This window comes from Enterobacter sp. ECC-019, assembly GCF_043974075.1.
GTDB lineage: Bacteria > Pseudomonadota > Gammaproteobacteria > Enterobacterales > Enterobacteriaceae > Enterobacter > Enterobacter asburiae_D.
The window spans coordinates 2,409,402-2,423,681 of sequence record NZ_CP143759.1; the positions used below are offsets into that span (position 1 = coordinate 2,409,402).

The 14,280-nt window shown below is 50.0% G+C and carries 6 protein-coding genes; all 6 read right to left on the reverse strand.

The window, feature by feature from the left end:
- Positions 1 to 24 precede the first annotated feature (24 nt).
- The 6 genes from V1566_RS11290 to V1566_RS11315 are packed head-to-tail and all read right to left on the reverse strand — an operon-like array spanning position 25 to position 14,279.
- Entirely contained in the window at positions 25 to 2,610 is a 2,586-nt protein-coding gene (locus tag V1566_RS11290; protein WP_395305915.1) for a hypothetical protein, read from the reverse strand.
- An 11-nt stretch (positions 2,611 to 2,621) separates the two neighbouring features.
- Complete coding sequence (locus V1566_RS11295) at positions 2,622 to 6,653, reverse strand: contractile injection system tape measure protein (protein WP_395305916.1); 4,032 nt, start codon at positions 6,651 to 6,653, stop codon at positions 2,622 to 2,624.
- On the reverse strand, positions 6,650 to 9,028 hold the full coding sequence (locus V1566_RS11300; RefSeq protein ID WP_395305917.1) for a hypothetical protein: 2,379 nt from the start codon (positions 9,026 to 9,028) through the stop codon (positions 6,650 to 6,652). Before V1566_RS11300 ends, V1566_RS11295 begins: the two co-directional genes overlap by 4 nt.
- Before the next feature lie 7 nt (positions 9,029 to 9,035).
- Positions 9,036 to 9,866, reverse strand: coding sequence for a hypothetical protein (locus tag V1566_RS11305; RefSeq protein WP_395305918.1), 831 nt, complete (start codon positions 9,864 to 9,866; stop codon positions 9,036 to 9,038).
- Complete coding sequence (locus V1566_RS11310; protein ID WP_395305919.1) at positions 9,859 to 13,830, reverse strand: hypothetical protein; 3,972 nt, start codon at positions 13,828 to 13,830, stop codon at positions 9,859 to 9,861. Before V1566_RS11310 ends, V1566_RS11305 begins: the two co-directional genes overlap by 8 nt.
- Positions 13,827 to 14,279: a GPW/gp25 family protein gene (locus V1566_RS11315; RefSeq protein WP_395305920.1), complete on the reverse strand. Its 453-nt coding sequence runs from the start codon at positions 14,277 to 14,279 to the stop codon at positions 13,827 to 13,829. Before V1566_RS11315 ends, V1566_RS11310 begins: the two co-directional genes overlap by 4 nt.
- Between the last annotated feature and the right edge of the window lies 1 nt (position 14,280).

Sequence of the window (14,280 nt, forward strand, 5' to 3'; positions counted from 1 at the left end):
CCCCATACTAAGGATCAGTCGCTCCTAAGGCTTATCCCCCTCCTTTCTGACCATCCGCACCGCAAACAGTATCCAGCCAATCGCCACCATAAAGACCAGCAAGATAGGTCCCTGATAATCTTTAAATAACGGGTCGGCGACAAACACCAGCATCAGGCCGCAGATGGAGAGCGACGTAAGGGCCACGAATGGGACGCGGCTCAGATATTTTCTGAGCGGGAATGACCAGATGCAGACAGCCAGGAAAACGAAGATAAAGATAAACGAGACAAATAATCCTGTTCTTATCTCCCAGCGATAAATACAGATCCAGTTTAACAGGCTGGTGGTGCCATTGATCACCCGATTGAGCGGTGGCGGATATTGAGTGGCTTCCGGGAAGAACGTTTTATCAATCAGCTTCTCGTTGGTCTCGCTTAACGGTAGAGGCCAGTAGGCCGCGCCCAAAAAGCTCCAGCTTGAAAGATTTACCAGCTGCGGCAGGGAGGATGCCTCGCGGTTATCCTCCGTAATCAGCACCGGTACCAGCCGTTTATACACCTGCTGCACGGCCAGCTGGTTTTCCTGATTGCTAAGCCACTGCTGTAATTGCTTAATTTGAGCCAGCTCGTCGTCTGCTTTATCATTCACCACCGGTGAACCAGGCTGAGCAATCAGCAGGTTAGTACTCTGTGAAAGCGTATTGAGATTGTTGAAACTGTAAAAATTATCTTTCGAGTTCACCACATCTTTAATGGGAACCACCACATTCAGATAATATTTATCGCTGCTGCTGATGGGATAATCTAAATCACTGGCGACCGCCTGCCGTTTATAGCTCTGGCGCAGCGCAATTTTCAGCTTATCGAGGAATATGAATAGTGCCTGTTGGCTTTCCTGGGTATTCAGGATAGAAAGATCGATATCAAAAGTAATACCGTCAGCCATTGAGGGCACATCTTCAAATCCGAAGCTTATTACTGGTTTTAGACTGTTAATCAGGTAGTTATCCATAGGCGCTGTGACAGCGTCGACCAGATTTTTCACCATGTCGTCGGTAAACAGCGCGGTCAGCTGGTCCCTGGACAGATCCCCTGGCGTGGTGACAACCAGGTCGAGTTTGGTGCGGTAACGGTGAGTCGTCTGAATAAACTGACTAAATTTTTGCCCGGCTAACCAGTTTTGCGGCAGCGCTAACGTATTGCCGCTCCCTTCCGGTTTCATTACCGCGGCAATGTAGCCGACGCGGTCTAAGCGACTAAAATCGATAGTCTGACCTTTAGCGAGGTGCTGCCAGTAAGGGTAGAAACCATAAAAGCTCCCCACATTAAAGACAGACTTAGTGCTGTCCTGGCACCCGCAGTCCGGGGGGGCATCCCACTGCATAGGGACTGCGTGGCGGGGGCTCAGGCCATCTTTTCGGGCCAAGGCAAAGACGCCTTTGTCCTGCATTTCCTCAGGTGGAATACCCGACTCATTCACCGCCATTTTTAATAAATACAGGCTTGGGAAAACTTCATTCTGCAGCGGTGCCAGTGCTTTTAACTGTTTTTTGGACAGAGCAGTAATCCCCATCTGCTTAAGCATGTCGTGCAGGGCTTCAGCGTTTAGCTGCCAGACTATCTGCGGCGCCGTCATCTGCGTGTCGCTTTGCGTACTTGTCTCAATGACCTGCGTTGAGGTATCCGGGATGGCGGCGGTTTTATCATCAGGACTTTGATTAGCAGTACTGGTATCCGTCCCTGCGCTATTCGCGCTTTGGCTGGTGCTCGTACTCGTGCTGGTGCTGGTGCTGGTCGTTGCACTGCTGCTGGAGTGGGAATCCTCAATAGAATAAGAGTCAATCAGGCTATCGATGTTCGGCAGCGGCGCATCCGGATTTTGCAACTGGGTAAATAAATCGCTGAGCTGATTATACAGCTGGCTGCGCTGATCAAACTGCTGCTTTTCTAATTTTGTCAGCGTATCCAGAAGGCTCTGGCGCTGCGTCAGGCTGGCGATATTCTCCTCGGTTAACTGATAGTAATAAGGCGCGGTACTGCTGTCGGGAATTTGTGGCGCTGGCGTGGGGATCGCAGCTCCTCTGTTGCCGTTAGCGGCACCTGATGCGAGTTTTTGCACTATCGCCGGCGAGGTTAAGTGCAGGAGCTCTGCGGGTTTAATCGCTGTACGCCACGTTGGAAATAGCGCATTAAGCTGGGCGGCGCGACTTAGCTCAATCAGTAAAGACTCGATAAAAACCTGGTGCTGGTTGGTGGACGTTTGGGGTGTGGTGAAGGCAAATTCACCGCAAAAATAATCCAGCCAGTAGCGTGTTGCCGGTCCAACGATGCCATCATTCAGCAGGCGGCCGTTTTTCAGCTGAGCCTGAAAATCGCTGTTGTTCTGATAAAGAGAGGCCAGTTGAGTTTGAATCACTCTTCCCAGATAGCGATTATCGCTGGGCGTTAACTGCAGACTGCAGGTTTTAAGCGCCGCCGCCTGTTCCGCTGTGTTGCTCTGGCTGGTGTAACCTGACGTTGGGATACTGCCAATCAGACCACCGCATATGACCCAGCCGATAACATGCAGCGCAGAGCGCAGAGGTGGCTTACGCATCAGTGATAACAAACTGAAACCAGGATTGATCATTGTTTTCGTCCTTAGCGCCATGAAACAAAAAGGGGTTTATCCATCCATGGATATTTAAGGGTCTGAAAACTCCAGGGCAGATGGTCAAGTAACATGTCAAACGAGCCGGGAACAATATTCAGCTGCCAGTGTTTGGGGGTTTCCATGAGCAGACCTTCACGTTGAACAAAGGTGGATTGCAGTGCGCTGATACTGGTGTTTCCCAGCACTTTCCAGTGCGCAATCAACGCCGTAAGTAAGCCATCAATAAGGGTTTCGGCGCCATCCGGTAATAAGGCCTGTTGCGGGATCGGGGTGGTTGCCGCTACCCCACACAACACTTTATTCAGCAGGAGCTGGTACTCCGGGGCGTTGTTGGTACAGTTTGTCATCCACTGCAGGCAAAACAGAGCCTGATGCTGCGCCTGAATATCAACAAAGGCCGATCCGTTGGTCAGCCCTAATCGTTGAAATAACATGGGGATATAGGGCGATGCGATAACCAATCCCGCATTATGAATGGTCACGGGGTCGCTGCTGATGTCAGCGTCATCCTGCGGTTTTTTCCAGAGAATACCGGCGCTTTTTTTTACGTCCTTGTGCTGCATTTCAATGGCCTCAATAAGCTGTTTGATCTCGGGTCGTTGGTCATGTAAACGGTCGGCCCATTTCGGGCCGTCTGGCTGGCGAGCTTCTGCCTGACTGGCAATGTCCGCTAACGTCTTTCGCAGTGATGGCGAGGATACCAGGGGGAGTAGTTGCGTAATCAAACCTGCCACCGACGTGTCCGGCGATGTTTGGCCCTGAGGCATGGAGTCCAGCCAGAGTCGGTTTAACTCTGTAAGCAATTCCCGCATTAGCGCGTTGCCGGTCAGGGTTATGCCTCTGATCCAGTGCAGGTGATAAAGCGTTTGCCAGAACAGCGGTTCACCCTGATGCCAGGAACCAAAGAGCGGGCAAACGGCACGGCGGATTGCCAACAGGTCGATGGCGCTACGGGTTAACGTTGGAAGTAAAATCACCCGATGTATCTCGGGAGACAACGCCTGGCACCAGCGCTGTAGATAGCGTGGATTTACCAGGGCTTGCTGTAACCATTGCAGCGATACATTCTGCCGCGAGTGGCGTAACACTCCGAGCAGCAAGGCTTGCTCAGGCGCGGGGGCCTTACCTTCAAGCCAGCGTTGTACTGTTTCCGACAGTTCTTCTTCCGGGATTATGCTGTACAGCCACCGTTTCCGCTCATCCTGGTGTTGATGTATTGCCTGACTGCTGAGCACTAACTGTCGCAATTGCTGATAGTGTGACCGTGATGCCGATGGGGCATGGCGATTAATTTGACGCAACATGTGCTGTAACCATTGCTCGGCTGTTGAAGGACAATCCCGACCCATCAGCAGCGGATAAAACCAGTGGGGAGCGAGGTGAAAGCGGCGGACGATATCCAGCAATAAAGGCAGCAGCAGGGTGACTCGCTCACTCACAAGTGGCTGCATAATCCGTAGCAGGCGAGCTAACTCAGGGGCATTCCAGGTTTGCAGCTGCGTTGCCATCACAGCTGCGTTGCTCGCGGCATAGTGATGCAGAAGAGCGCTTTGCTGTTGGCCCAGCGTCGAAGTATCGCTGGCGAACTGAAGCGTGGCGAGTAATTCGGGGGCAGTGACGGGAGACCGTTCCTGGTAATCGATAAGATCAAGCAGCTGTTGTCGCCATAAAAAGCCACTTTCGCTGAGATTTAACCACTCCTCAATTAAGACTTCAGTTTTAATCTGGTAGCGTGCTGACAGTTGCTCCGTGATGCTCAGTAAATATTGGTATTGGTTGAATTCACTGCCCCGGCGGCTAATCAGGTAGTGCAACGTCAATTCCCAGAGCGCATTTCTGGTGTTGGTGGTGGTCTGGTTGATGGCCGCGCCCAGAGGCTGCCTTTGGTTAATAAGAGTGCGCACGCTCTCTGCCGCGTGTGGATTGATAATAGCGGTTAATGTAGAGAGCGCTGAGTCATCGAAATGCGTCACCCAGCCTGTTAACACGGAGGCTGAACGTCCGGTATCGCGAATAATCAGCGGCAGCTGTCGGCCATATTCATGCTGCCACTGCTTAATGTGGCTATCCCACTTTTGCTGGTCGGCACTTTTTAGCGTATTGAGGATCTCTTCAATGTCGGTCAACTGGCTGAATGAAAATGCACTTACCAACGATGAAGAGAGTGAAGACTGAAGCAGAGCAGGGCGTGACTCATTGCGCTCGACGAGTTGCTCCTGGCGGGTAAGGTCTTCCAGCAGGCTATTCATCGATATGCCAGACACAGAAAAATCGCCGTGACGGAGGACGCTGTGATGCATTTTTTCCAACAGAACCGAATAAGAGCCGCGGTGCCAGGCAGCCAGCTGCTGGATCACATAGTGGAGATAGTTTTGTGGATGAAATGTCTCCTTGCCTTTTTCCACAATCAGGAATGTGAAGGTCTGTTTCCACAGATAAGCGGCCATCGTGCGTTCCATGTTCGCGGCCAGCAGGCGTATCAGCGGCGTTGCTGCAGGATCCAGCACGTCGATCAGCGCCAGTAAGGTCTTGTCTGAATATGTTTCTGCCCAGTGGCGGCGCACGTAGTCCAGCTGACCGCACCAGCGTAACAGGGCGGCAAAGGGCTGTCGTTCGCGCGGCCAGTACTGGATCAGCTGATTTTCCGTGCCTGAGCAGAGAGCCAGGACCAGCTCATTAATATCACGTCGTTGAGCTTCCCCGACGGGCGTTGCAGAGCCCTCAGGAACGATCGGCTGAGCAGCAACTTTTGACGGCAAAGGATCCGCGGAAGCGATCGCGGGCTGGATGGTATACAGTAAATCCAGCAGTTGTCCTCGCAGCGTGCTGTCGAGATTGCTGCTATTGAGGGCTGAAATCAGTGACGCCAGCAGGATCTCTGCCGTCTGGTTTTGCGCGTGCGCCATCCGGACAATCAGGCCCGTCATGTAACTCTGGCGATTGAAGGTACTCCCCCGGTCAACCAGTAGATACTGGAAGGTAAAAAGCCACAAATGCTGCTGAATCTGCTCTTGTGGCAACAGCGTGGTGGGCCGCGTAATGCGGAGTGCCTGAGAAGGGCGGGTCCTACGTGGGGGAAGGCTTTCCATTTGCCACCAGGCCGGTGCACGCAGGATCGCGGCCAGGAAGGGATAGTCTTGCGGCGTTAACACGCTAAGCAGTAACAGGCGCTCGTCCTCAGTTAAATCCCGCACCAGATATCCGGAGAGTTGGCTGTCACTATGACGCAAAAAGAGCGCTTTAATCAGCTGCGGTGCGAACTGCTTAATGAGCTTTTCCCAGTGCAGGCGAAGCGGGGCTAAATTGTGCTGCGCGAAAAACTGCGTGATACGGGCGAACCAGGCTTCTGTCAGATGGCCTGCTAATTCAGCGGTGTGGCTTTTAGGATGTGCTAAAAGCAGTAACATCATTTGCCACTGCTGTTTTGATGTTAACAACGGAAATAAGCCTGCAATTTGGCTGACAGGGAATTGCTCAACCACCCGACGTAATGTGCGTTCAGGGTGAGCGGTTTGATTGAGCATGCTGGTAAATTGAGCGGCATGTTCAGTCAACATATCAGAGAAACCGAGAGCGTCCAGCGGCTGAAGGCCTGAAACCGACCACGGGAGAATACCGGTGCTGAGAAACTGCCAGAGTATGTTCCAGCGCTGCTGTTTCTGGCTCAATATTGTCATGTCTGGCGACTCAGCATCGCCCGGTCTGGCGGCACCCATATTCTGAAGCGCGTGCGTAGCTGCGCGTAACTCTACGCTGAGCTTCTCTCGCAGAACCTGCCTGAGCTTTTCCGGAGCCTGCGTGTAAAACGTTTTTCCATTGAGGCTACCGAGATCGAGAGTCAGGCTATCAATAACCAGGGTTTGATGCTCCGGGCACACTTCGTCAAATACCGCCTCAACCACCGGCAGAACGTGCTGAATAACCCACGCTGCGGCCTGAGTTTCGAAGATTTCTGCATCCGCAAACCCGGTAAAGTCAAATTCCAGGTGAGCTTGCTTGATGAGGTGCACGTACGTCATCGTCTTTGTGACTCTTCAGTTTCATTCAGATGAGACTGAATCAACTGGTATAACCGCAGAGCAAGATCGTCACATTCCTGCTGGTGCTCTTTATGTTGCAGAGCGCTGGATTTTGCCTGCCGCCACTGGCTATACAGGGATTCAAAGTGGCCAAAAGCGGAAAAATTGAGCCACAGACATTCTGTCAGCAGATGCGCCGGGCTATTTTCAACGATCAGTTGCTCGGCCTGTTCCCGGAATCTGCGGTTATTAAAACGCGCGGTGTAGCCAGGCAATACAACAGTGACACGGTTTGCATAGTCATTTAACTGCTCGTCATTGTTCGTTGGTCGGAGCAAAATGGGTTCAACAACATAAAGCCCTTCACTGTTCTGGTTCAGCTGAATGAGCCAGCGTTGCAATTGATGACAAAGCTGCGTCAGTTTCTGCTGGCTCTTGTGGCTGGCAATACAGAACCAGTGCTGGCTGTTTTCTCTGTTGGCTTTAAAAAACAGCTGATAGTCACCCTGCTTCACACGTTGAAGCACCCGATATCGGCTGCTATCAATACCAAACTGCAACAACACTTCGGGTAACGTCTGCTGATTGAACAGAGGGAGAGATAACAGGTTGTGCCGAATTTTATTTTCGTGCAGATTTTCTGCAGAATGGTTCTCGTCCACGGGTTGCAAACTCGCAACGATATCAGGATCCAGCAGCCATAAAGCTTTTCTGCCCGCATTGCTGAGCACGAAGGTGTGGTCCGACACCAGCTTCAGTGACTGATCGGTGATGGCTCGCAAATAACGCCACGTGGAATCGGTTTTTGGCGCCAGTCCAAGAAGAAGCGCAAGGCGTTGACTGTAACCTCCCCGATGGGCTGGCTGGAGTAAATTATCCCCGATCCCCCGGCAGTTGGTCATCGTAACAATATTCAGAATAAAAAATTGCTTATATTTGAGAAGCTGTTTTTCTAGCCTTTTTGCAGAAAAATAAGGGTTAAACTGGCGGTGCAGTGACTCAGGGAAACGTTCGCTATAAAGGGCAAGTAAATAATTGAAGATGCGGTTTTTCCGCTCCGGGTAATCATCAAACTGACTGCGCAATTGATCCAGTGTGTTGCTCGCATTATCGGGATAGTGCTTACCAATGTTATAAAACTCATCATCCCGTAACAGATGGGCGCGGTAGGTTGTCTCAGGGGTCAGGGATAACGAGTACAGCGTATTCAACCCGGCAATGTCGTCACAGAAATTGGCCATCAGCTGGTCATACAGCAGTAAATAACTGCGTAACTGATGCCGCTGCGCTTGCTGCTGTGCAAGGTACTGGTTCGGCAATCCTGGCGCTAAGTGATAGTTTCGGGGAAAAAGAGTCTGAATCGATTCATAACGGCTAAAGTCAAAATATCGCCCGACTGGGAGTGCAGGGGCGTTAACGGTTTTGAGCTGAGTGGTGCGCCGCTGGTATTGGATCTGCTCTATCTGAATGGTCAGGTCGGCATGGTCGAGGCTGACTGGATGCTGAAACTGGATGATCTCAAGGCCTGAACTGGCTGAAAATTCTGGCAGTGTTAAATATGAGAAAGGCGCTATCTCATTGATAGCTGCAGGCTCGAAATCGTCGGTATTATCAGGGTAGCGGCAAAATTGCAGACGGTCGATTTGTAGGATACCGTCTTCAGCAAGCAGTATTTCCCGGATAACATCAGCAGACGTGTTTTGCGTATTAGTGCCCAGCCAGAGACCGATCCGGTAATAAATGTTGGCTGCAAGCAAGGTGACATCGGTGACATCATCGCTGATGTGAATAGTCGCGGTGAGCGTCAGGGGATGCTGGCCGGTTAATTCAATGGCGGCCAAATCTTCTCCTACCGCCCGGATGCAATGAAACTCATGGCGAATACGGCTAATGGCGGCATGCTGCTGAGTGTAAATCCAGCGATTGCCGGGATCGGTGCGCTGCTGGCTTAGCGCGTAAAAGTGGTTGAGCTGCGCATTGAGGGTGTAAATACCCAGTGCCGGATTGCTTTCACACGAGCATAACCACACTTTATCGAGTTCAGGGAGCCGAGTTAATAACCATGTTTCATACTCTGCGGGCTGCTGAGAAAAAGCCGGAATAATGTCCTGCGCTAATGCCAGCCCGTGAGCCTTGTAATCGATATGACCAGTACTTTCAGTAAGGTAGTCCGCTACCTCAAACTCGCAGCGGTAAATGAGGTCGGTCAGGGTATAACAAACCTGCTCCAGGATTGTCACGCCCGGATCATGGGTGTTGTAGTCAGTCCAGACGCGACCACTCAGTTGCTGGATCAAGGTCAGACCCAACTGGTAAAGATGTTCAAAACTATTCGGGTTATCATTATGCTGCTTTTTCGATATTGTCTTAGACATTATTCATTTACTCCCCAATTACCGCTGGCTGGCATTGCTGCATAAAGGGGTCATTCCATAGTTGCGTAATGTGGTATTGGATCGTGTGTTCTGCTTCAAAGGGGGTATTGGTGCGGATTTGTAAAGCGTAGGGACGCACAGTGCCTTTGTGGTTGTTTTGCCGCCAGCGAAGTTGAATTTTGTCTGCTGAAGAATGGAACCAGGACTGAGTTATTCGGATGGGATTTTTGTCCCTCCAGTGCCACCACTGCCTGTTAGGGGCGCAGGTATTAATAGCAATAGCGTGAACGAGCGCATAACGACCGCTATATCGGATGCCGACTCCTGCAACCACTTCGAACATATGGCAGCCTTCCAGATCCGGGGTGATATCGTGCCACTCACCATCTGCGGGGATCGAGGTTGTGATCAGTACCCCTCCCATTCTTCCCTTCGACGCGATGGTGCCGTTGACATCCAGTGTCTGAGTGGGGGTCGCCGTGTTAACGCCCACATTTCCCGTCGGCGTCATCGAGAGATTTATCGCTTTTATTGCCCCGTCAGTGCCCACGTTGTCTTCGGTGATATCCGCATCCGGATTGGCAAAAACCTGCAAGTTAATACTTTGTGGTGCAAATCCAACATGCCAGAGGGGGGTATCCGGGCTGTTTTGTTGATAGAAGCTCAGTAAATGTTCCTGATCTAACGCTCTGAGCTGAAGACCTGTCTCCGGAGGCTTGATAAAGCCTTCATCATTCTGATTCACGCAGGAGTCAATCAGATCTGAGAAATGTTCTGCAGACGGCATGGTCCCATGACGGAAATAATTTTTGAGCGTGCTGCGATTGCGTTTAGCCATTATTTTTTTCGCCTTCAGAATTCGACGCTGTTGAGGTGCTGACGATAAACTGCTCGCCGATCACTAACTCACCGATACCCACCGTCATGGGCTTGTGAGTGAGATTATCCGGTGAAATTTGAATGTACTGATGTTCTTCGGGGATTAAAAAATACCAGGGATAGGCCGCGCGAATCGGCTGACTGGACGCCGCACTGTCCTGGAGTGTGTACACAGTATTTTCATCAACGCTGATCTTCAGTGCGGATAATGAGCTGACCTTAATGATGTTTTTCTGTCTGAGGATAAAGGCACTGAGCTTTTCTAGCGATAAGCCAAACCCCGGTCCCGTATTGAGGGTATTTGCTTCCCAGGGGCATAATTGCGATTTAATCGCCTTTTCCAGTCTTCGCAGCGCGGGGCCATGGCTTACGCCCTCTTTTAAAGTTACTTTGCAGCGTATCTGTATTTTTTCGTAGCCGGGATTACGAACGTCGATTTGCACATGCGAGCGAGACACAGCCATTAAAAAGCGGCGAATAGCGATCAGACAAGAGGAATCCAGCTGTTTGGGGGTACAAAGGGTATGATCGCAATCGGTGTTCACCGGCGTCACAATGATTAAGACGTTACCGGGTACTTTGCGGTGTGAGTAATATGTTCGTGTCGGGAAACAATATACCGCGCCGACTTCAGGGAAATTCTCCAGAATAAGATGTTCGTAATCCCAGGGGGTTAAGGCCTTGCCTTTATGGCGCAGGCTTTCACTCACTCGCATCTGAAAATGCTGATCGCTTTCGGCTTCTGGGATTTTTATCATTGCGTTTAACTGTGCAATGTTTGCCAGATTGGGTTTTCGCGGTGTGCTTCGCCATGCAGAATAAAGCTGAGGGGTGACCCCATCGCTGGCGAGGGGGATGCCTTTTCCTGTGACTTTTACTACGTGCGTGGCAATATGCAGGCAGTCAGGGTAGTGGTCAATTCCTTTATTGGTACTCACCCGTAACCAAAACAAACCTGACGGCATAACGGTATGTTCTGTGTTGATTTCATCAGGTAAATCCAGAGTGACGATACCGGTCGTCAGAAAGTTGAGCGTCGTATCATGAATAATCTGGTGGGGATTGAGCTCATGCCAGTCATTATCCACCAGGTAATACCAGCGGTATGACGTCGATGGGTAGGGCAGCAGGAGTTTTGAACTGCCGCCAAAAACGAAGAAAATATTTAAATACCCCGATAATTCGCTGGCGGTGATGCCGATAAAGCAGTGGCTGTCTTCCTGATAATCCGGGAAGAAGCGTGGCCGACTTAGCTGGCGAGTTTGCTTCGGTGGATAAATTGCGTTTGTGCCAAAAGGGTGCAGGTGAATAATCTCACTCTGGACGTGATCGTCTATCCGCATTAAATCAATGGTCGACTCCGCCGAATAGTCGATTGAAATGTGGGTCACTAATGGCGTGTAAGGAGGATTAGGCAGCGTTTTTTTATGTTTTTTGCTCACATTATAAGTCAGGGTATCACTCAACAAGGACGCATATTCTTTGTGGCCAAAGGCCTGCTCAGGTGCCGTGAGTTTTAACTTGAAGAGTCCGTTACGTAAGCCAGACTGGTTGCTGTAAGGTGTTTTAGGCCATGGCTGAGTAATAGGCGTGTAGCTGTTTTTGATATTCGGGAATGACAGGTGCCGGTCGTGCTGAAGAAAACCACTGGCCGGTGTAAATAAAGTCAAGTCAGCGGGACCAAACGCAACCCATTGTCCATTATCCAGAACTTCCATGCTCATTCGGAAACTGGCGTTGCTATATTGATAAGAGTATTGAGCATAGTGCTGTTTAAAGCCGTCAGACCCGCGAGGCAGGTTACCCCAGCTAAGATACATTGATAAATACTTAACGGTTTTCCTGGCGATTTCTTCACTGGCAATGACCATATAAGCATCGGGATAAGGCTGAGACCCAAATAAGTAAAAGGGTTGGGATGGGTCCACTTGTCCCTCAGGGTTAAATAACTGCAGTTGAGTCACTCCGCTCACATGAGTCGTCATGGCGAGTTTTGATAATTCGAAATCACGGAAAATGGCGTAGGGGAAACAATGGCTTTGCCGTTTCAACGTGATCTTTAATGATGCACTGTGCGGAAGATGCGCATGAACAGGAATGACCGGCGCGAAGCCAGCATCAATATGGCATTTCATCCTAAAACCCATCTGACATTCATGAGAGGCACAGGGGTAAATTTCCACATTTTCAACTGGCTGCCAGCCGGTTTCGGTTGAGACTTCAACATGGAAAATGCCCTGGAAAAGCTGATAAAAAGCCGCCGTCGAGGAGTGGCTCAGTAATTCTTTGATGGTGGTAAAAGCGCCAGGATCTGTAGCAAGAAGTGGAGTGAGGGTTGTAAGGATCCCCTCAATATCGGCGGCGGTTAACCATGGGACCGTGTAAAGACAGCGTCGGCTTATCTTCTGTCCTAATACCCGAAATAGCAGATCTGTGCGGGATAAACCATATTGTCCCCCCTGATCCGGCGTTGAGCTAATAAACTGCAATATTTGCAGATAAAATAATTTATAAGTCGCCCAGACCCGTTGTGAATGTTTAAAGTGCCGAAGCTGACTGAGCTGTTCAGGTATGATTTGTTTGGCTAAGTGGCTGGCGGTGATCCTGACGGCCCAATCCTCGAACAGGTGGGCATGGGTGGTCAGTAATTGAGAAAATACTCGGATTAATGCGGTTCTGGTTTTCTCATCGTCATCGATAGCCAGTAGCTCCTGCGCCACGATACCGGATTTCACTTCTTTAAGCTGAAAGACGACTTCGATAGTCCGGTTCCCTTGCTGCATCGCAAACAGGGGATCGGTGATAATTATCCCCATCGGTTGGGTGTGCTCTTCCGTTTTATACTTGTTATTAAAGAGAGCAAATTGCTGGTCTTTCGGAAAATCGTTGCCAGTGGCACCCGGCGTCATCAGCAGTTGTTGTCCGCTCACGCCACAAACTAGCCCTGATTCTTTTTCAGGTGAAACAAGCGGATCGCGCTGTAACGTGAGGTTGAAAATATGTGACACCTCGGCATCCGTGACTTCTATCGGATAACGACTGCGGTAAATTATCGAATTAAAGTCAGTATCGTCCCCAGGGCTAAACTCGGCTCCACGTTCAAAATGAATAGTATCGTTCGTTTGATTATTTAATGAGAGCTTCAGGTACACCGAGTTGTCTGATGTCACTTTCTTGTGCTGTTGCAGGACTTGCTGATAGTAAAACTGCAGATGTTTTTCCGTGAACTGATTCAGGCATTGCTGTGCTCGTTCAAACAGTTTCAGGAAGGCAAAATAGAGTGCCTGCTGCGGACTGTTTACCTGGTGCGATAATGCAGCTTGTAATACCTGCTGGCTGTGCTGTTTTATTTGTTCAATGACGTACACTATTTTGGCAAAGCAGTGACGCATTTGTTCAGTAAAGCTGCTGTGTTGCAACACCGTTGACGCAGTATCTACTGTTTGTTGATCAAGATTCCATAAGGGATCCAGCTTCTGCACGCTGTGGCGAAATTGTTCAGGCAGACGGGTAATCATCACTCTGAGCGGCAGCGAAAGATGATGCTGATACTCATGTAGCAGGTAATATTTGAACTGGTATGCGGATTCTGGCGTACCCGGCAGATGCAAATACCACTCCTGTAGCCGCTTCAGTAGAATCAGTAAAAACTCAACGGTTGTCTCTTCACCGTGGGTCAGGGCGTGTTTAAATTGTTCCTGGATCTGTGTTGTATCACTGGTTGAGATGGCCGCACAGACGACAATTTCATTTTGTTTAAATAAGTCTCCCCAGTTTCCCTCAACCTGATCTTGCAGATTTTTGAACGGCAGCCGTTGGGCAAATTGATGTGCCCAGACCACTAACTGCTCAAAGTTAAGCTCATGCGGGCTAAATGCGGATGAATGAATCGCTTCATCCTGTCGCTGCAACCGCGTGGTCATTTTGCTAAATCCCACACATCAAAAAGCGGTAGCAATTGCGGTGATATCAACGTTCCTTCGTTTAAATAAAACGGATAAACCATATTACTGCGGGTATTAATGGTGATCACGTGATAGTCAATTTGAATGAGTAATTGCCCGGAGACAGGGTCGGGTAAAAAATGGATATCTTCGACATTAATGCGTGATTCGAAGAATAAAATGGCATGGCGGATCTCAGACTCTAACTGCGTGAGCACCGTCTGAGTGAGTTCTTCAAACACAAACTGATTAATCCGGCAGCCAAAATCAGGTGCCATAGGCCGTTCGCCAGGCGTTGTGGAGAGCAGGATCGTTAAACTTTGCTCAATGTCCTGGATATCAGAGCTCATGATGACCTGATGATTTGCACCGCTAAAGCGGGGAGGAAATGCCCAGCCGGTGCCTAAGAATGCATTATCGTTAGTCATA

Excerpts from the sequence above, each read along its gene's own strand:
- V1566_RS11300 (WP_395305917.1), bottom strand. The coding sequence starts at position 9,028 with ATGTCTAAGACAATATCGAAAAAGCAGCATAATGATAACCCGAATAGT.
- V1566_RS11305 (WP_395305918.1), bottom strand. The coding sequence starts at position 9,866 with ATGGCTAAACGCAATCGCAGCACGCTCAAAAATTATTTCCGTCATGGG.
- V1566_RS11315 (WP_395305920.1), bottom strand. The coding sequence starts at position 14,279 with ATGACTAACGATAATGCATTCTTAGGCACCGGCTGGGCATTTCCTCCC.
- V1566_RS11295 (WP_395305916.1), bottom strand. The coding sequence starts at position 6,653 with ATGACGTACGTGCACCTCATCAAGCAAGCTCACCTGGAATTTGACTTT.
- V1566_RS11290 (WP_395305915.1), bottom strand. The coding sequence starts at position 2,610 with ATGATCAATCCTGGTTTCAGTTTGTTATCACTGATGCGTAAGCCACCT.
- V1566_RS11310 (WP_395305919.1), bottom strand. The coding sequence starts at position 13,830 with ATGACCACGCGGTTGCAGCGACAGGATGAAGCGATTCATTCATCCGCA.